Annotated in this window: 20 protein-coding genes; 12 read left to right on the forward strand and 8 right to left on the reverse strand. The window is 61.5% G+C overall.

What is annotated here, in order from left to right; translation table 11 throughout:
- Both lysA and lptM read right to left on the reverse strand, forming a co-directional pair.
- A complete protein-coding gene (gene lysA, locus J3P75_RS01320) occupies positions 1-1,248 on the reverse strand; it encodes a diaminopimelate decarboxylase (RefSeq protein ID WP_434709061.1) in 1,248 nt (415 codons plus the stop codon).
- 9 nt (positions 1,249-1,257) lie between these two features.
- The gene (gene lptM / locus J3P75_RS01325) at positions 1,258-1,428 is read right to left on the reverse strand and encodes an LPS translocon maturation chaperone LptM (protein WP_016772589.1); all 171 of its coding nucleotides are present in this window, start codon (positions 1,426-1,428) and stop codon (positions 1,258-1,260) included.
- Between the two features lie 306 nt (positions 1,429-1,734).
- On the opposite strand from lptM, the gene cyaY reads away from it, so the two are divergent.
- The 3 genes from cyaY to rnk all read left to right on the forward strand — a co-directional run bounded on the left by cyaY (position 1,735) and on the right by rnk (position 2,854).
- The gene (gene cyaY, locus J3P75_RS01330; protein ID WP_203419969.1) at positions 1,735-2,067 is read left to right on the forward strand and encodes an iron donor protein CyaY; all 333 of its coding nucleotides are present in this window, start codon (positions 1,735-1,737) and stop codon (positions 2,065-2,067) included.
- Positions 2,068-2,071: 4 nt separating this feature from the next.
- On the forward strand, positions 2,072-2,296 hold the full coding sequence (locus J3P75_RS01335) for a DUF1289 domain-containing protein (protein ID WP_434709062.1): 225 nt from the start codon (positions 2,072-2,074) through the stop codon (positions 2,294-2,296).
- Between the two features lie 126 nt (positions 2,297-2,422).
- Positions 2,423-2,854, forward strand: a complete 432-nt coding sequence (gene rnk, locus J3P75_RS01340; RefSeq protein ID WP_434709064.1) for a nucleoside diphosphate kinase regulator — start codon at positions 2,423-2,425, stop codon at positions 2,852-2,854.
- On the opposite strand, the gene J3P75_RS01345 is transcribed toward rnk, so the two are convergent.
- The 3 genes from J3P75_RS01345 to J3P75_RS01355 all read right to left on the reverse strand — a co-directional run bounded on the left by J3P75_RS01345 (position 2,851) and on the right by J3P75_RS01355 (position 6,665).
- Entirely contained in the window at positions 2,851-5,694 is a 2,844-nt protein-coding gene (locus J3P75_RS01345) for a class I adenylate cyclase (protein ID WP_434709065.1), read from the reverse strand. The genes rnk and J3P75_RS01345 overlap by 4 nt on opposite strands.
- Before the next feature lie 180 nt (positions 5,695-5,874).
- On the reverse strand, positions 5,875-6,120 hold the full coding sequence (locus tag J3P75_RS01350) for a TIGR02647 family protein (RefSeq protein WP_126367578.1): 246 nt from the start codon (positions 6,118-6,120) through the stop codon (positions 5,875-5,877).
- A gap of 254 nt (positions 6,121-6,374) precedes the next feature.
- A complete protein-coding gene (locus J3P75_RS01355) occupies positions 6,375-6,665 on the reverse strand; it encodes a hypothetical protein (protein WP_434709066.1) in 291 nt (96 codons plus the stop codon).
- Positions 6,666-6,789: 124 nt separating this feature from the next.
- On the opposite strand from J3P75_RS01355, the gene J3P75_RS01360 reads away from it, so the two are divergent.
- Positions 6,790-7,449 (forward strand): glutathione S-transferase family protein, encoded by a 660-nt coding sequence (locus tag J3P75_RS01360; RefSeq protein ID WP_434709067.1) that lies wholly within the window; start codon positions 6,790-6,792, stop codon positions 7,447-7,449.
- Positions 7,450-7,544: 95 nt separating this feature from the next.
- On the opposite strand, the gene argH is transcribed toward J3P75_RS01360, so the two are convergent.
- Positions 7,545-8,939 carry an argininosuccinate lyase gene (argH, locus tag J3P75_RS01365; protein WP_434709068.1) on the reverse strand — a complete coding sequence of 465 codons (1,395 nt, stop codon included), beginning with the start codon at positions 8,937-8,939 and terminating at the stop codon, positions 7,545-7,547.
- A gap of 470 nt (positions 8,940-9,409) precedes the next feature.
- Here argH and J3P75_RS01370 point away from each other — a divergent pair, with 470 nt between their 5' ends.
- From J3P75_RS01370 to rsd, 7 genes are all read left to right on the forward strand, one after another.
- On the forward strand, positions 9,410-10,156 hold the full coding sequence (locus J3P75_RS01370) for a LytR/AlgR family response regulator transcription factor (protein ID WP_090287428.1): 747 nt from the start codon (positions 9,410-9,412) through the stop codon (positions 10,154-10,156).
- 138 nt (positions 10,157-10,294) lie between these two features.
- Positions 10,295-11,236 (forward strand): hydroxymethylbilane synthase, encoded by a 942-nt coding sequence (gene hemC / locus J3P75_RS01375; RefSeq protein ID WP_434709069.1) that lies wholly within the window; start codon positions 10,295-10,297, stop codon positions 11,234-11,236.
- Positions 11,233-12,000, forward strand: a complete 768-nt coding sequence (locus tag J3P75_RS01380) for a uroporphyrinogen-III synthase (protein WP_434709070.1) — start codon at positions 11,233-11,235, stop codon at positions 11,998-12,000. Before hemC ends, J3P75_RS01380 begins: the two co-directional genes overlap by 4 nt.
- A 16-nt stretch (positions 12,001-12,016) precedes the next feature.
- Complete coding sequence (locus J3P75_RS01385; RefSeq protein WP_434709071.1) at positions 12,017-13,159, forward strand: uroporphyrinogen-III C-methyltransferase; 1,143 nt, start codon at positions 12,017-12,019, stop codon at positions 13,157-13,159.
- A complete protein-coding gene (locus J3P75_RS01390) occupies positions 13,156-14,394 on the forward strand; it encodes a heme biosynthesis protein HemY (protein WP_434594447.1) in 1,239 nt (412 codons plus the stop codon). Before J3P75_RS01385 ends, J3P75_RS01390 begins: the two co-directional genes overlap by 4 nt.
- Positions 14,395-14,611: 217 nt before the next feature.
- Complete coding sequence (locus J3P75_RS01395; protein WP_434594448.1) at positions 14,612-15,163, forward strand: disulfide bond formation protein B; 552 nt, start codon at positions 14,612-14,614, stop codon at positions 15,161-15,163.
- A gap of 183 nt (positions 15,164-15,346) precedes the next feature.
- On the forward strand, positions 15,347-15,805 hold the full coding sequence (rsd, locus tag J3P75_RS01400; RefSeq protein ID WP_203419956.1) for a sigma D regulator: 459 nt from the start codon (positions 15,347-15,349) through the stop codon (positions 15,803-15,805).
- A gap of 57 nt (positions 15,806-15,862) precedes the next feature.
- On the opposite strand, the gene J3P75_RS01405 is transcribed toward rsd, so the two are convergent.
- A complete protein-coding gene (locus tag J3P75_RS01405; RefSeq protein WP_434709072.1) occupies positions 15,863-16,528 on the reverse strand; it encodes an FKBP-type peptidyl-prolyl cis-trans isomerase in 666 nt (221 codons plus the stop codon).
- A 192-nt stretch (positions 16,529-16,720) separates the two neighbouring features.
- On the opposite strand from J3P75_RS01405, the gene J3P75_RS01410 reads away from it, so the two are divergent.
- The gene (locus tag J3P75_RS01410; protein ID WP_434709073.1) at positions 16,721-17,893 is read left to right on the forward strand and encodes an AlgP family protein; all 1,173 of its coding nucleotides are present in this window, start codon (positions 16,721-16,723) and stop codon (positions 17,891-17,893) included.
- On the opposite strand, the gene J3P75_RS01415 is transcribed toward J3P75_RS01410, so the two are convergent.
- Positions 17,890-18,351 (reverse strand): TIGR02444 family protein, encoded by a 462-nt coding sequence (locus J3P75_RS01415; RefSeq protein WP_434709074.1) that lies wholly within the window; start codon positions 18,349-18,351, stop codon positions 17,890-17,892. The two genes, J3P75_RS01410 and J3P75_RS01415, sit on opposite strands and share 4 nt — an antisense overlap.
- Positions 18,352-18,378 lie beyond the last annotated feature (27 nt).

Below are 18,378 nucleotides of genomic sequence, written 5' to 3' on the forward strand. Positions count from 1 at the left end.
TTACTCCGGCAGCAGGCTTTCGCCGGCAAACAGCTCAGCCACGGTTTCGCGGCGGCGCACTTCAAAAACCTGATCACCGTCTACCAGCACCTCGGCGGCACGGCCGCGGGTGTTGTAGTTGGAGCTCATGACGAAACCGTAGGCACCGGCCGAATGCACCGCCAGCAAGTCGCCTTCGGCCAGTGCCAGCTCACGGTCCTTGGCGAGGAAGTCGCCGGTTTCGCAGATCGGGCCAACGATGTCATAAGTGCGGGAAGCGGTATCACGCGGCTTGACTGCGGTGACGTCCATCCACGCCTGATACAGCGCCGGGCGGATCAGGTCGTTCATCGCCGCATCGACGATGGCGAAATCCTTGTGCTCGGTGTGCTTGAGGTATTCGACCTGCGTCAGGAGCACGCCGGCGTTGGCGACGATGAAACGGCCCGGCTCGAACACCAGCGCCAGATCACGGCCTTCGAGGCGTTCGCGGACAGCTTTGACGTAGTCGGCGGCCAACGGTGGCTCTTCATCGCGGTAACGCACACCCAAACCACCACCGAGATCGATGTGGCGCAGGTGAATGCCGCAATCGCCGAGGCGGTCGACCAGATCCAGCAAACGGTCGAGGGCATCGAGGAATGGCGGCAGCGTGGTCAGTTGCGAACCGATGTGGCAGTCGACGCCGACCACTTCCAGGTTCGGCAGATGCGCGGCGCGCACGTACACGTCTTCGGCGTCGGCGATGGCGATGCCGAACTTGTTCTCTTTCAGACCGGTAGAAATGTACGGGTGGGTGCCAGCATCGACGTCCGGGTTGACGCGCAGTGAAACCGGCGCGCGTACGCCCAGCTCGGCGGCGACCATTTGCAGACGCTCAAGCTCGTCGGTGGATTCGACGTTGAAGCAGTGCACGCCGACTTCGAGGGCGCGACGCATGTCGTCACGGCTCTTGCCGACGCCGGAGAAAACGATCTTGTCGGCGCTGCCGCCAGCGGCCAGCACACGCTCCAGTTCACCGCGCGAAACGATGTCGAAACCGGCGCCCAGACGCGCCAGGACATTCAATACGCCGAGGTTGGAGTTGGCCTTGACCGCAAAGCAGACCAGATGCGGCATGCCGGTCAGCGCATCGGCATAGGCCAGATACTGGGCTTCGATGTGTGCGCGCGAGTAAACATAGGTCGGCGTGCCGAAGCGGTCGGCGATGGCCGACAGCGCCACACCTTCCGCGAACAGCTCACCGCCGCGGTAGTTAAAAGCGTCCATGGCGATCCCTTAGTAAACGTCGTGCTTGTGTGCTTTGGACGGCTGCTTTTGCGACGATTGGGCTTGTTCGGCCGGGTCCTGATCGTCATCGGGCAGGTACAGCGGGCCTTTTTGACCGCAGGCCGAAACGAGGCAGGCAACCGCGACGAGCGCAGCAAGGGAAGAGATCAGGCGCTTCATGGCGAAATCCTTGAAAATGCGTTAATTGCGCCGGAGTATACCGGCCACCCGGCAGCTTGCCTATGTAATGGCCTTCCCGTCCGGCGGGCCTCGCGCAAAGCTCTGTAGGAGTGAGCCTGCTCGCGATAGCGGTATGTCAGCCAGCAGTGATGTTGAATGTACCGGCCATTCGCGAGCAGGCTCACTCCTGCAAGGATTAGTGTTTGGGCTGGGAAAGGCGCTTGGTCGTTATCCTTTGCAATCGGCTGGCAGCGTCCGTATCTTTCGGCGCTTGAGCCTGATCAGACAATTTTTGAGGTTGCCGCAATGAGTTTGTCCGAAGCCCGTTTCCACGATCTGGTCGATGAAACCCAGGAAAAACTGGAAGACATCTTTGATGAAAGCGACCTGGACATCGACCTGGAAGTCTCGGCCGGTGTGCTGACGGTCAAGTTCGAAAACGGCAGTCAACTGATCTTCAGCCGCCAGGAACCGCTGCGTCAGCTGTGGCTGGCGGCAGTATCCGGCGGTTTCCACTTCGACTACGACGAAGAAAGCGAGCGCTGGATGTGCGACAAGAGCGAAGAGCAATTGGGCGAGATGCTCGAGCGCATCGTCAAGCAGCAGGCTGGCGCTGAATTCGATTTCGAAGGCCTGTGATTCCGTGACCGATACTGCCCCGGTTCGCCCGCCGAAACCGCTCTACAGCAACATCAGCCCAGCCGTGCCTTCGCCGTGCAGTGGCGTGTGCCGGCTGGACGAACAGAAAGTCTGTCTCGGCTGCTTTCGCCATGTCGAAGACATTCGCGAATGGCGTTCGGCGGATGATCAGCGGCGCCGGGTCATCGTCGCCCAGGCGTCACAGCGCAAGCTGTCCAATGGGGCGTGACTTGTATATTTTTTGAGCTGTGATAGTGTCCGGACACGCCTCAACCCATCGAGGCTCGGTAAAAACCCCGTCTTTTTTGGCGGGGTTTTGCTTTTTTTGTGCAGAAGAAAGGAGTCTGCCCGGATCATGACCGCACCTTCCATCACCCTTACCCGTCTGGACGTGCAACGTCTGGAGCGCCTGATCGACAGCCTGAGCGAGAAAGACCAGGCTGCGCCGGGCGTGATTGCGCTGCAAACCGAACTGGATCGCGCCGACACCGTGGTCGGCCACGATGAAGTGCCGGCTGACGTCGTGACCATGAATTCCCGCGTGCATTGCCGCGAAGAAGGCAGCGGCAAGGATTACCACCTGACGCTGGTCTATCCCTGGGACTTTAAAACCGATGAAGGCAAGGTCTCCATTCTCGCCCCGGTCGGCAGTGCGCTGCTGGGCCTGAAGGTTGGTCAGCACATCGACTGGCCAGCCCCGGGTGGCAAGACCCTCAAGCTGACCCTGCTGGAAGTCGAGTCGCAGCCGGCCAACGGCGGCGCTTTTCCGGAATTGGTCCCGCGTTAAACCTGTTCGAGCGCCTCGTTCAGCGCGCGCTCCAGGTCTGCCTTGTAGCGCAGATACAGATTGCTTGAACTCTGCCCGTCACCGAGCAGGCCCGACAGGTCGAGGTCGGTGATGTAACAGCGGTAGCGCTCGGCTTCTCGGCGCTGCCCGACAATTTCGCGGGCGACCACGCTGAACAACTGGTCGCCATGCTCCAGCTCGCTGAATTCCCGCTGATTGCAATACAAGGTGACTTGCACTTCGCCCGGTGCGGCTTTGCCGACGATCGCCTGCACGTCGTAGAACGGCTCGTTGACCGGCGTCTGCGGCGCGGGCCGCGCTTCGACCCGGCGCGCGCGTCCCGGACCTGAAGGCAATACCTGGTAATACAGAATTTCCAGGCGACTGTCGGAGCCGGCCTCCATCGGCAGCACGGCTTCGCGGCGGAACAGGATCGATTGCAGGAAACGCTGCAACGGCACGAGCAGACTTTGCTCGTCGTGATAGGGCAAATGTTGCTGCCACAGTGCGTTGTACTCATCCAGCACGTACAGCTCGGCGTGTTGCTCGCTGATGCGGTAGAACACCTGAATGCATTCCGGCTGACCCATCGGCAGGATCAGCGCGAGGTCATGTTCCTCAAGTGCCATCGGGTCCAGGTGCAGCGGGCTGTAGCGCGGCTGTTCTTCGCCGAGGTAATCGAGCAGCGCCGGCAGGGTGGCGAGCGCCACGTGGTTGACCTGGCCCGGCACCAGCTCCAGCACGTGATAATGCTGCTGCACCTGAATCAGGTAGCGATGGTTCAGTTCGCTGAGCAGCAAGGTCTGTGCGGTGTCGACGATTTCTTCGACGCGACGGGCAATGAACTGCGCGCGGTTGTGGCAGAAGCAGCGCACTTTCAACGACGGCTGTAACGGCCCGCGCGGCAGATTGTTGAGGTAATCGCGCAGGCAGTCGAGCAAGGCGTGCGGCCCGTCGAAGCGGTTGACCAGCACTTCGTTCCAGCTGTTGAGCGTGACCTGATCCAGCGTCAGCACCAGATTTTCGCGCACGCCGGCGTAGCTCAGCGAGTCAGTGCGCTCGGTGGTCATCAGGATGTTCAGGTCGCGATGATGCTTGAGCGGATCAATCCCGACGTTGACCAGCATCAGCACCTCGCTCGGCACGGCGGCGCGCAGCAGCGCTTCCTCGGCCACGGTGGGCAAGGGCAGGGCGATGCACTGTTGCAGGCTGCCGAGCAGGTTGAACAGTTCGAATTCGCTCAGGTCGCTGTTGCCCGGATGCAGGGCCAGTCGCGTGCTGCTGTCGATCACGCCGTTGCGGTGGCACCAGGTCAGCAGTTCGAGCAGTTCGCGGCTGCGCTTGATCGGCGCGAAGTGTTCCCACTCCAGCGCGGTCAGGCTGCCGTTGTACAGGCCCCACTGGGTTTGCCCCGGCTCCTTTTTGTTGCGCGATTGCACCAGCGTCAGGGTGTCTTCGGCCAGATCCGGGGCGATGCCGGGGTTGATGAACTCGACCTTGTCGGCCTTGCGCTCGAACGCTGCGTACAGGCGACGACCGAGGACGTTCAAATCACGCTTGTTGATCAGGCTGACGGTCTGCTCGGTGCGGGCGAACTGGGTGAGGAAGCGATAGCTGTAATTCAGTTCATTGACCAGCGCGCGGCGTTCGGCGCTGACCTGGCGGACTTTCCACTGGCTGCGGCTGTCGAGCAGGGTCAGTTGCCGCTGATCCCAATGCCACTCGTTGGCCAGTCTCTCGAGCAGCGAGCGTTGCCAGCTCTGGGTGCGACTGTTGCCGGTGAGCTTGCGGTTGACCTTGAGGTACAGCGCGCGACGCACCAGCTCGAGGCGTTCCGGCTCATTGCGGGCAATCAGGTATTCCTCGATGCGCCGGTACACGACCATGTACGGGTCCAGCTCATCGAGGTCCAGCTGATTGGCGAACACGGCTTTCTTGAAACGCAGACTCAGGCACTGCACGTGCGGGTGTTCGCTGGCATAGACCTCGGTCAGCAACAGCTTGAGCACCGATTTGTACGGCGACTCGATGCCCTTGAACAGTTGCCACAACCCGGCACCGATGAACTCGCCCGGCGGAATGCTCGCCATGGGCCCGAGATCAAGGGTTTCGTCAGCGCGAATGAAGCGTTTGGACAGCAGCGTGTGGGTGTAGGCGTCGTAGGTGCTTTCTTCATACACCGGCACCAGCCACCAGATCGGCGTGCGCCCGGCCAGCCAGATGGCGGTGCGGTAGAACTCGTCCAGCAACAGAAAGTGCTGCGTGCTGCCGCAGTTTTCCGAACTGAGCTGCGAGTCGCGTTCGCCTTTGACGAAGCGCACCGGATCGATCAGAAAGAAGTGCGCCTCGGCGCCCTGACTTGCGGCCCAGGCTTCGAGCAACTGGCATTTTCTCTGCAGTTCGGCGAGTTCGCTTTCGCTCAGATCCGGCGCGTGGCATACCCACACGTCCATGTCGCTCTGATCGGCCTGAGCCAGCGTGCCGAGGCTGCCCATCAGGAACAGGCCCTGAATCGGTCGCGGCGGGTTGCTGCCATGGCGCGGCTTGTACGAGAACGAGCGGGTCAGGCGCTGGGCTTCGGCGAGGCTGTCGGCGTCCGGCTCGTAATTCGACAGGCCGGCCGGCGTGCTGCCTGAGACATAGCCGGGCAGCAGCGGGTGATTGACGTGGAAGAACAGCGGCAGCAGCGTCAGCACGCTCTGTTGTCGGGTCGACAAGCCTTCGAGCGCGCGACCGAGGCGGCCTTCATTAAGCTTTAGAAAACGCGCGCGCAGTTGGCTGAGCGTCTTGCGGTCAATGCCCTCGTCCAGGTCGGGGCGGATTTCGTGGGTGCGCGTCATGTCAGCTCAAACCGGCTCGCGGGCTCGGATGTAGAGGTCTCGGAATGGGAGGCAGTTTAGCCGTAGCGCAGCGGGACTTTTAGCTGAATTTGTTTTTTGACGTCAGATTTCTACCGTGACGCGGCACGGCAGGCCCGCGGAAATCCCTTGGCAGGAGTTTCCGTGGGCAAAGTCAGGGGATCAGGCGGTTTCCTGCTCTCTCAGAATGGTCAGCACGGTTTGCACGTTTTGCGCGGCATCGCGACCGAGGCTGGTCAGATAGCCGCCATCGGGCTGGTCGGTGAGGTCTTTGTCAAACAGGCGCTGGGCAGCGGCGATGTGTTTCGGGGCAGCGGTCTGATGAATTTTCAGACCTTCCTGGGAACTGTCCAGGGGAAAGAGTGCGAGGACTTCCAGTTCGGCAACCAACTCAGGGGTAAGCGACATAAGGACTCCAGACTTTCTAGGAATTGGACGACAGCGCCCCTAAGGTGAACCTGCGGGTGCGGCCTGTCCAGTGCTCAGATCAAGGGATTTTGTCTTGAGACGGATTCCAGTGTAGTCAGGGCCGGGGAGTTGGCTGGATGGATACGTTACAAACATTGTAGGAGTGCGCATGTTCGCGATAGCGGAGTGCCTGTCAGCATATTCTTCACTGACAGAACGCTATCGCGAGCAGGCTCACTCCTACAGGGTGGGGTTCACTGCGTTTCTGGTGGCAACTCAGGCAATGCACGCAACGCCGCTTCGTACCATTGGGTATCGAACGGGCGGTCTTCATCCAGCATCGCGTCTATCTCGTGAGCCAGCACATGCGCCATCAGTTCGAGGATCTCTTCGCGCTCGACACCCACCAACGTCAGCTTGTTGAACGTCGCTTTAGCCGCCGGCGGATTGCCGCTCTCGATCTGGTTTTCGATGGCTTCGATCAGCGTTGCCTCGGTGAATGCTTCTTCGTCGTCATCGTTGACGATATCTGTCGGCTCGCTCATGGCAGGCTCCTCAAGGAAAGGCGCCCAGTTTACCCGCATTCAGCGGCGTGATGCTGCTGGCGGGAATCGTCGTGGCGATCTATAAACAGGCACTGCCCACCCCGCACGGCCTGGAGGCTCTGTGATGTTCAAGCTCTACGGTTTCTCTGTCAGCAATTACTACAACATGGTCAAACTGGCGCTGCTGGAAAAAGGCCTGCCTTTCGAAGAAGTGACTTTCTATCCGACACAAACCGCAGAATCGCTGGCGATCAGCCCGCGCGGCAAGGTTCCGGTGCTCGGCGTGGACGCCGGTTACATCAACGAAACCGCGATCATCCTCGAATACCTCGAACAAACCCAAAAAGGCACGCCGCTGCTGCCGAGCGACCCGTTCGAGCGCGCGCAGGTATTGGCGATCGCCAAGGAAATCGAGCTGTACATCGAGCTGCCGGGCCGCGCCTGTTACGGCGAAGCCTTTTTCGGCATGACCCTGCCGGACGCGATCAAGGACAAGACCCGCACTGAGCTGCAGCTCGGTTTTGCCGCGCTGGGCCGACACGGCAAGTTCGCCCCGTATGTGGCGGGCGACAGTTTGAGCATCGCGGATCTGTATTTCCTCTACAGCGTGCCGCTGGCGTGTGCGGTCGGGCAGAAGCTGTTCGGAATCGATTGGCTGGCAGAGATGCCACAGGCGAAGGCGCTGCTGGAGCGGCTTGAGCGCAATCCGCATGTGCAGAAGATTGCGGCGGACAAGGATGCGGCGATGCCGGGGTTTTTGGCGATGATTGCTGCCAAGAAGTGAGATTTGTGGGGGACTGAAAAAAGCTATCGCGAGCAGGCTCACTCCTACAATTGGAATGCGTTCCTGTGTAGGAGTGAGCCTGCTCGCGATGCTTTTTAGCGGCTGGCCAGCAGGGCCTGACCGCGCGCCACCGCTGCCTTGACCTGCGCCGGCGCCGTGCCGCCGATATGGTCGCGGGCATTCACCGAGCCTTCCAGGGTCAGCACGGCAAACACGTCCTGCTCGATCTGGTCGCTGAACTGGCGCAGTTCTTCCAGGCTCATCTCGGCCAGATCCTTGCCGGTGTCCACGCCATATTTCACCGCGTGGCCAACGATTTCGTGGCAATCGCGGAACGGCAGGCCACGGCGTACCAGATAGTCGGCCAGATCGGTCGCGGTGGAGAAACCACGCAGTGCCGCTTCACGCATGATCGCGTGCCTGGGCTTGATTGCCGGGATCATGTCGGCAAACGCACGCAGCGAATCGCGCAGGGTGTCGGCGGCGTCGAACAGCGGCTCCTTGTCTTCCTGGTTGTCCTTGTTGTAGGCCAGCGGCTGGCCTTTCATCAGGGTCAACAGGCCCATCAGCGCGCCGAACACACGGCCGGTCTTGCCGCGCACCAGTTCCGGCACGTCGGGGTTTTTCTTTTGCGGCATGATCGAGCTGCCGGTGCAGAAACGGTCGGGCAGATCGATGAACTGGAACTGCGCGCTGGTCCACAAGACCAGCTCTTCGGAGAAGCGCGACAGGTGCATCATCGCGATGCTCGCGGCCGAGCAGAATTCGATGGCGAAATCGCGATCGGAAACGTTGTCCAGCGAGTTGCCGCCAACGGCGTCAAAGCCCAGCAGTTGCGCGGTGTATTCGCGGTCGATCGGGTAGGTGGTGCCGGCCAGCGCGGCGCTGCCCAGCGGCATGCGGTTGGTGCGCTTGCGGCAGTCGACCAGACGCTCGTAATCGCGGCTGAGCATTTCGAACCAGGCGAGCATGTGGTGACCAAACGTTACCGGTTGCGCGGTCTGCAGGTGAGTGAAGCCCGGCATGATGCTCTCGGCTTCGCGCTCGGCCTGCTCCAGCAGGCCTTTTTGCAGGCGCGTGATCTCGGCCAGGATCAGGTCGATTTCGTCACGCAGCCACAGGCGGATGTCGGTGGCGACCTGGTCGTTGCGGCTGCGCCCGGTATGGAGTTTCTTGCCGGTCACGCCGATGCGATCGGTCAGGCGCGCTTCGATGTTCATGTGCACGTCTTCGAGGTCGACGCGCCAGTCGAACTGGCCGGCCTCGATTTCGCCCTGAATGGTGTTCAGGCCATCGATGATGCTGTCGCGCTCGGCATCGGTCAGCACGCCGACCTTGGCCAGCATGGTGGCGTGGGCGATCGAGCCCATGATGTCGTGGCGATACAGGCGCTGGTCGAAAGTGACGGAGGCGGTGAAGCGGGCGACGAAGGCGTCGACGGGTTCACTGAAGCGGCCGCCCCAGGACTGATTGGTCTTGTCAGTGTTCATGAATTCGCTCGTATCGGCTTGAAGAAAGAAGGCGTGAAACGCTGGCGCGGATAATAACAGGGTTGCCAATCCTGTCGCTGACACCGGTCGATACGTTTTTATCTGCACATGTCGGCCTTGGCCGGCGCTGCCCGCCTTGAATTTGCGCAAGGATATTTTTCGATTGAGCAATATCGCTCCGACGAACGTCTACAGTTGGACGTAAGGGTCGGCGTGGCTTTGTCTCGCGCAAAGGGCACGGCGCCGACTATAAGAAGAGGGGGTGGGTGGATTGTCCTTCGGCAAACCCCGTGAAAAACGCAAGAAACAGCGGGCTTCGAGCAGTACGACCCGGACACTGGCAAATATTGCTGGCCGACGTACGGCACTTTTTGGCGCTCGGGCTAGTCTTAGCGTGGATCGCGGTGACGGACGTCACTTCACCTGTCTAGCTATCCTTGTGCGAGACTCACGCAGGAATCCAGCGCAATATGAATGTCCTGATCGTTGATGACGAACCACTGGCTCGCGAGCGCCTCAGCCGAATGGTGAGCGAGCTTGAGGGTTATACAGTTCTGGAGCCCAGCGCCACCAATGGCGAGGAGGCGTTGGCACTGATCGACAGCCACAAACCGGATATCGTCTTGCTCGATATCCGCATGCCAGGCCTCGATGGCCTGCAGGTCGCTGCCCGTCTGTGCGAACGCGAAACGCCGCCGGCCGTGGTGTTTTGCACCAGCCCCGATGAATTTGCCGTGGAAGCCCTGCAGGCCAGCGCCGTGGGCTATGTGGTGAAACCCGTGCGAACCGAACATTTGCAGGACGCCCTGAAGCGGGCTGACCGTCCCAACCGGGCACAACTCTCGTCGCTGACCCGTCCCGCTGCCGAAAGCGGCAACGGTCCACGCAGCCATATCAGTGCCCGCACCCGCAAAGGCATCGAGCTGATCCCGCTGGATCAGGTGGTCTATTTCATTGCCGACCACAAATACGTGACCTTGCGCCACGAGGCCGGCGAAGTGCTGCTGGACGAGCCACTCAAGGCGCTGGAAGACGAGTTCGGCGAACGCTTCGTGCGCATCCACCGCAACGCGCTGGTCGCCCGCGACCGCATCGAGCGTCTGCAACGCACGCCGCTGGGGCATTTCCAGCTGTTCCTCAAAGGCCTCAATGGCGATGCGCTGATCGTCAGTCGCCGTCATGTCGCCGGCGTACGCAAAATGATGCAGGGGCTCTGACCCGGTCACTCCGGGTGGCTCCGTTTCCTTGATACCGGGCATCACAGGCCAGGGAGGCCACGTCGTTTCTGATTCAAGTCAAAGTGGATTTGGCTGAGCTGTTATTATCCGCCGTATCTATTCAGTACGGATTGATCCATGTCCTCTCGCGAAATCCGCATCGCCACCCGTAAAAGTGCACTGGCCCTCTGGCAGGCCGAATACGTCAAAGCCCGGCTGGAAGCGGCCCATCCCGGCTTGCAGGTAACGCTAGTGCCCATGGTCAGTCGCGGCGACAAGCTGCTCGACTCGCCACTGTCGAAAATCGGCGGCAAGGGCCTGTTCGTCAAGGAACTGGAAACCGCGCTGCTGGAAAACGAAGCCGACATCGCCGTGCATTCGATGAAAGACGTGCCGATGGACTTCCCCGAAGGCCTCGGTCTGTTCTGCATCTGCGAGCGCGAAGACCCGCGCGACGCCTTCGTTTCCAATACCCATGCCAGCCTCGAAGCATTGCCTGCCGGGAGCATTGTCGGTACATCCAGCCTGCGTCGTCAGGCGCAATTGCTGACGCGCCGCCCGGACCTGCAGATCCGCTTCCTGCGGGGCAACGTCAATACGCGCCTGGCCAAGCTCGATGCCGGTGAGTACGACGCGATCATTCTTGCTGCGGCCGGTCTGATCCGCCTCGGTTTTGAAGACCGGATCACCTCGGCGATCAGCGTCGATGACAGCCTGCCGGCCGGCGGCCAAGGCGCGGTGGGCATCGAATGCCGCAGCGCCGATACGCACATCCACGCGCTGCTCGCGCCTTTGCATCATGCCGACACCTCGTCGCGCGTCAGCGCCGAACGTGCGCTCAACAAGCATTTGAATGGCGGCTGCCAAGTGCCGATCGCCTGCTATGCCGTGCTCGAAGGCGAGCAATTGTGGCTGCGCGGTCTGGTCGGCGAGCCCAGTGGCGGCAAGCTGCTCAGTGCTGAAGCTCGTGCGCCGCGAGCCGACGCTGAAGCGTTGGGCGTGCAGGTCGCCGAAGACTTGCTGCGCCAGGGCGCCGACGACATCCTCAAAGCGGTGTACGGCGAGGCAGGTCACGAGTGACGGGCTGGCGCCTGCTGCTGACGCGCCCCGCAGACGACTGCGCGGCGCTGGCCGAAACCTTGGCCGCGCAGGGGATCTTCAGCAGTTGCCTGCCGCTTTTGGACATTGCTCCGCTGCCGGTGTCTGCCACAATCCGTCGCGCGCTGGCGCGACTGCCTGATTGCAGCGCGGTGATCGTGGTCAGCAAACCGGCGGCGCGCATTGCCCTGGATCTGCTTGATACGTACGAGCCGCAGCCACTGACGATGCCGTGGTTCAGCGTCGGCGCGGCGACCGGCGAGATACTCCGCGAGCATGGCTTGGACGTGCATTTTCCGGACGCCGGCGATGACAGTGAAGCCTTGCTGCAATTGCCGCGTCTGCGTGAGGTGCTCAGCCAGCCTGGCACGCGGGTGATGATCTTTCGCGGCGAGGGCGGGCGCGAGCTGCTCGCCGAGCGTCTGCGCGAGTCTGGTGCTAGTGTCGAGTATCTGCAGTTGTATCGACGCGAGTTGCCGAGCTATGCGCCGCAGGAACTGCCACGGCGGATCGAAGCGGAACGCTTGAACGGCCTGGTGGTCAGCAGTGGACAGGGTTTCGAGCACCTGCGCCAAATGGCCGGTGAAGCCTGGGCAGGCATCGCGCAGTTGCCGTTGTTTGTACCAAGCCCGAGAGTCGCCGAGCTGGCACGTGCCGCCGGGGCTCAAACAGTTGTGGATTGCCGCGGCGCGAGTGCCGCGGCTTTGCTGACGGCGTTACGGGAACATCCCGTGGCCGTTCTCTGATGCAAAGGATGGATACGTGAGCGAAACAGCCTTGCCTAAAGATGATGTGCAACCTGTGACCGATTCCCAGGTTGAAACTCCACCGCCGGCCACAGAGCCGCGCCGAGGCAATGGACTGGCCATCGTCGCCCTGTTGCTTGGCGCCGCCGGTGTCGCGATCGGAGGCTGGGGTGTCTGGCAGGTCCGCCACCTGCAGACCAACACCCAGCAACAATCCGGTCAGGTGCAGGCGTTGAACGATCAGGCGCAGAGCCTGAAGCTCAACGAGCAACGCCTGACCGAGCGCCTCGCGCAATTGCCAGGGGCTGATGAGCTTGCCGAACGCCAGCGTCTGGTGACGCAGTTACAGGGCGATCAGCAGCGCCTCAATCAGCGTCTGGAAACCGTGCTGGGCGCTAGTCGCAAGGATTGGCGTCTGGCCGAAGCCGAACATTTGCTGCGTCTGGCCAGCCTGCGCCTGTCAGCCCTGCAAGACATCAGCAGCGCTCAGGCGCTGGTGCAGGGCGCTGACGAGATTCTCCGCGAGCAAAACGATCCGGGTTCGTTCGCCGCGCGCGAGCAAGTGGCGAAAACCCTGGTGGCGCTGCGCAGCACCGCGCAGCCGGATCGCACCGGGTTGTTCCTGCGTCTGGGCGCGCTGCGCGATCAGGTGATCAATCTCACCGAGCTGGCGCCGGAGTACAAGGATCGCGGCGAATCGCTGCTGGGCCTGACCGCCGACGGTGACGGCGCCAGTCGCTGGGCACAGTGGTGGGACAAGGTCTCGCGCTACATCCGCATCGATTTCAACGCCGACAAGAATGTGAAGCCATTGCTCGCCGGGCAAAGCCTGAGTCAGGTGCGTCTGGCCCTGAGCCTGGCGCTGGAGCAGGCGCAGTGGGCAGCCCTCAACGGGCAGGCGTCGGTGTATACCCAGGCGCTGGCCGAGGCGCGTGATGTGCTCAAGGGCAATTTCAACCCGGACAATCCGCAAAGCAAGGTGATGCTCGAGCAGGTCGGCGAGCTGAGCAAGGAACCGGTGACGGTCGTCACACCGGATCTGGCCGGGACCCTCAGCGCGGTGCAGGCCTATCTTGAGCGACGCAACGTCAACGCTGAAGAATCGGTGAAACCGTTTGCCAAGCCTGCTGCCAACACCGCGCAGGAGGCCACGCCATGAAACGCCTGTATGTGATCGTGTTTCTGGTGATCGCGGCGACGGCGGCGCTGGGGCTGGCGATTGCCGAACATTCCGGTTACGTGCTGGTGGCCTACAAGAGCTTCCGCTATGAATCGAGCCTGTGGGCAACCCTGGCAGTCATCGCCGTGTTGTGGCTGATCGTCTGGGGCATCAAGGCGTTGATCGAATTGATCATGACCTCCAGCGGTGTGGTCAACCCGTGGTCACGGCGCAACCGCAGTCGGCGCGTGCAGGTGGCGATCGAGCATGGTCAGCTGGATCTGGCCGAAGGCCGCTGGGCCAGCGCGCAGCGGCATCTGTCGCGAGCCGCCGAAGCCGAGCGTCAGCCGCTGCTGTACTACCTCGGCGCGGCACGCGCAGCCAATGAACAAGGGCACTACGAGGAATGTGATCGTCTGCTTGAGCGCGCACTCGAGCGTCAGCCGCAGGCGGAACTGGCGATCGCCTTGAGTCATGCGCAATTGCAGACCGACCGTGGCGATACCGACGGCGCCCTGGTGACTCTGCAAGCGATGCACGAGCGCCATCCGCACAATGCGCAGACGCTGCGCCAGTTGCAGCGTTTGTATCAGCAGCGCGGCGAATGGTCGGCGGTGATCCGTCTGCTGCCGGAACTGCGCAAGGACAAGGTTCTGCCACCGGCCGAGTTGGCCGAGCTAGAGCGCCGTGCCTGGGGTGAAAACCTGTCGCTGGCCGCGCAGCGCGAAGAAGACGGCAGCGTGGGCCTGCAATCGCTGACGCGTGCCTGGCAGCAACTGACCTCGGCGCAACGGCAAGAGCCATCGCTGGTGCTGGCGTATGCCGAACAGCTGCGCCAGCTGGGCGCTCAGGTCGAGGCGGAAGAGGTGCTGCGCACCGCGCTCAAGCGCAAATACGACAGCCATCTTGCCCGCCTCTACGGTTTGGTGCGCGGCAGCGATCCGGCGCGTCAGTTGCAGACCGCCGAAGGCTGGTTGAAGGATCACCCGAACGATCCGAGCCTGCTGCTGACTTTGGGTCGGCTGTGTCTGCAAACCAGTCTGTGGGGCAAGGCGCGCGATTACCTGGAAAGCAGCCTGCGCGTGCAGCGTAATCCGGAGACCTGTGCCGAGTTGGCGCGCCTGCTGGCGCAATTGGGCGATACCGAGCGCAGCAATCAGTTGTTCCAGGAGGGCCTTGGCCTGCTGGATGAGCGCTTGCTGGCGGCACCGTTACCGGTGCCGACGGCAGTCTGAAATGGCGAGGGAGTTGCCACCCTCGCTACCGCTTACCGCTGAAATTCGATCTTCAGCGGGGCTGCGGGGCAAAGTCCTACAGCGTGCTACATCAATTCCTCTCGAACCTGTCGGGTTTTCCCTACACCTCTGGTGAACTGTCCGCAGGGCCTCGCCTTGAAAGGCTGACACGCTTTCCTCTACCGTAACCGCCTGTCTCTACTGTTACGGAAAAGCCATGTCGTTGGCCTGCTCACGCTCCTTGTTCTTCATGGCTTTCATTGCGGGGGCCTTTGCTCTGGGAGCTTCCTATTATCTCGAATACGCGGTTGGCCTGACGCCTTGCAGCCTGTGCCTGGTACAGCGGCTGTTTCTCACGCTGCTGTGCGTTTGCAGTGGTGTGGCGGCGGTGCACGGTCCCAGGCGCGTGGGTCTGTGGTTGTACTGGCTGCTGACCTTGGGGGCGACTCTGGGTGGCACCACGGCGGCCTGGCGGCAGGTGCTGATTCAGAGTGATCCGGTGCTGCAACTGCACCATTGCATAGCGGCTCCCGAGTCGTTTATGGGGGGGCTGCCGTGGATCTGCGCGCTGCAACGGATGTTTACCGGCGGCGCCGAATGCGCAGAAATATCCTGGACACTGTTCGACCTGAGCATCCCGGAATGGAGTCTGCTGTTCTTTGTCGCGGTATCGATTCTGGCGGTGTATCAATTGTTGCGGCTGGTCTGGAGCGCTCTGCAACGCCCGCTCAGCGGCGAAGCGTCGCACGCACTGCTGCTGCGCGATTAAACACTTGTATGAACTTTATCTCCTGCGTACCTTGAAGCCATAAGCGCGCGGGCATAATCTGGCCCGCACGTGTCATTGGAATCGTGTTGCTCGATGACGCTCTGCCCGACCGTCCCCCCAAGCCAGATCAGAACAGGGGCGCGGGTGTAGAGCAGCATGACCCACAAGGGAAGAGAGATCGCCATGCTCGAAAGTTGTCAGAATGCTCAGGAACGCTGGGGTGGAGTTCATCTGCTGATCGACCGCTGGTTGCAGGAGCGTGAAGAACTGATCGGCGCCTACGACAAGCTCGGTGCGCAGCCTGAAGCCTTGTCGCAGAGCCGCAAGCCTTTGCAGGAATTCTGCGGTGTGTTGGTTGATTACGTGTCGGCCGGCCACTTCGAAATCTACGAACAGCTGACTGGCGAAGCCAAGGCGTTCAACGACAAACGCGGTCTGGAACTCGCCGAGACGATCTACCCGCGCATCGACGTCATCACCGAGAAGCTCCTCGCGTTCAACGACCTGTGCGATGAAGGCAAATGCGTCGCCGAGAAATTCAAGGAGCTCGGCGGTCTGCTGCACGAGCGCTTTGAACTCGAAGACTGTCTGATCGAAGTGCTGCATACAGCGCACAAGGCTGAGGAACCTGTGCAGGCCTGATTGTTGAAGCCTGAGCAAAAAAAGGTGCGCCCAAAGCGCACCTTTTTTTATGCCTGATCAGCTCGTCGCGCCACGCAATTCCACTTCGAACACCAGCGGCGTGAAGGGCGCGATCAAGTCGCCGGCGCCATCAGCGCCATAAGCCTGATCCGATGGAATCACCAATCGCCATTTCGCCCCCACCGGCATGTTTTGCAACGCGCTGCGCCAACCTGCAATCACGCTGTCGAGATTGAACCACTGCGGTTGGCTGTTCTGATCGAACACGGTGCCGTCCGGTAGCTTACCGACATACAGCACCTGCACTTTTCCATCGGGTCCGGCCTTCGCACCGTTACCCGGAACGAGTTCAGTCAGCAGGATGCCATCGGCCAACTCCTTCACGCCGGGTTTGGCTTTTTCAGCCGTCAGAAAACGCTGTTCGTTTTCCATCGCAGCGTCGCTCGAATGCAGCGATGCCTGCTCAGCATTCTTCGACTCATGGTCAGCCAGAATCTGCTCGATACGCGCTTCACTCAACGCCAATGGCTTGCCTTGATAAGCCTGTTGCAAGCCCTCGATCAGCGCTTGGATCTGCAACTGCGGAACCTCCTGACGCAGACGCTCGCCGAGGCTCGCCCCAAGGCTGTAAGCCAGATCATGAGCATCGTTCGCAGCGTTTTTTTCGTCGGCATGGGCGACTGAAAAAAACACGCAAAGGGATAAAAAAACGTAGCGCGACATGGGCACTCTCCGACCTGAGATGCGCTGGATTATGCCAGCGCAAAGCGCTGCAACGGTGAACTGCTTTGGTTTTCCTGCAGGACATTTTCGCTTCGGTGCAACGCAACGGTTTCGATACTGTCAAGATGCCCTAGCGGCGGTATCAGCAGAGGTCTAGTATGAGCCGCACTCACGTCAGCCAGGAGGTAAACCATGTCGGCCACCAAGAAGCCTGTAAATACTCCGTTGCACTTACTCCAACAGCTCTCGGGCAGCCTGCTCGAGCATTTGGAAAACGCTTGCTCGCAAGCCTTGGCTGATGCTGAAAAACTGCTCGCCAAGCTGGAAAAGCAACGCGGCAAGGCGCAGGAAAAACTGCACAAATCGCGCACCAAATTGCAGGACGCAGCAGCCGCCGGCAAAGCCAAGGCACAGACCAAAGCCAAGGGCGCGGTGAAAGAACTGGAAGACCTGCTCGATGCGCTGAAGGATCGTCAGTCCGAGACGCGCAGCTACATTCTGCAGCTCAAGCGCGATGCCCAGGAAAGCCTGAAACTGGCGCAGGGCGTCGGTCGCGTGCAAGAAGCCGTGGGCAAAGTCCTGTCCACCCGCGCTGCCAAACCAGCCGCAGTACCGGCGAAAAAAGTCGCCGCCAAACCGGCCGCCAGCAAGACTCCAGCGAAAACCGCAGCGGCTAAACCTGCGGCTAAAACGGCAGCCAAACCTGCTGCCAAGGCACCGGTGAAAGCCGCGGCCAAGCCGGCAGTGAAAGCCGCTGCGAAACCTGCAGTGAAAAAACCGGCTGCGGCGAGCGCTGCAAAACCGGCGGCGAAAACCACCGCTGCCAAACCAGCTGCCGCCAAGCCTGCCGCTAAAACTGCCGCCGCCAAACCCGCTGCGACCAAAGCCGCTCCGGCGAAAACCGCAGTTGCCAAACCGGCCGCTAAACCTGCGGTGAAACCCGCTGCAAAACCTGCTGCTAAAACCGCTGCTGCCAAGCCTGCCGCGAAACCAGCTGCAAAAACTGCCGCCAAGCCAGCTGCAAAAACAGCAGCAAAGCCAGCAGCAAAGCCAGCAGCTAAAGCCGCCGCCAAACCGGCAGCCAAACCAGCCACCGCCGCTGCCAAGCCTGCTGCTGCAAAACCAGCGACCGCCGCTGCCAAGCCAGCCGCCAAACCAGTTGCAAAACCTGCCGTGAAAAGGCCCGCCGCTGCCAAACCAGCCGCCGCGAAACCGGCCACCGCTCCAGCTGCCAAGCCTGCCGCGCCAGCCACTGCGGCCACGCCAGCCGCCGCTGCACCTGCCGCTACTACCTCGATCCCTACGACTGCGCCATCGCCAGCCGCTGCATCGAGCGTCAGCAACAACCCGACCAGCGCTTCCTAAGTGCCGGTTGCCGCGACGCGCAGCACTTGCAGCGCGTCGCGGTTCGGGCTGACCGCCGTGCCGGCCAGTTCTTCAAGCCAGGTGGTCGAGCCGGCAGCGTTTCGCGCCCACGCCTGCGCTACACCTTCAAGCCGTGACAGCAATGCTCGCTCAGCCTCAAGCTCGAGTGACTTGATCTGCTCGCGCATACCTTTCAATACGGCATCGTCGACCGCCCGGGCTTTCCATTGCATGCGCAGTGTTCGCAGCGGCTGCACCATCTCGGCATCCCAAGGATCGGTCAGCGTGCGCAGCAGGCTCACGCGCTGCTCATCACACGCTACCGCGCGTTGTTCCAGCCACAAACCGCACAGCAACAGGCACACATTTGCACCCGCTGTTTGCAATTGCAGGCAGGCATCTTCTACGCCCGGTCGGGCGTAGACATTCAGGGCAAAGCTCCACAGGTCAGAGGACATCGTGCTACTCGCGCCAGTTGTGAGCGA

Origin of the sequence: Pseudomonas sp. R1-1 (assembly GCF_051132135.1) — a bacterium.
In the GTDB taxonomy this organism is placed as follows: domain Bacteria; phylum Pseudomonadota; class Gammaproteobacteria; order Pseudomonadales; family Pseudomonadaceae; genus Aquipseudomonas.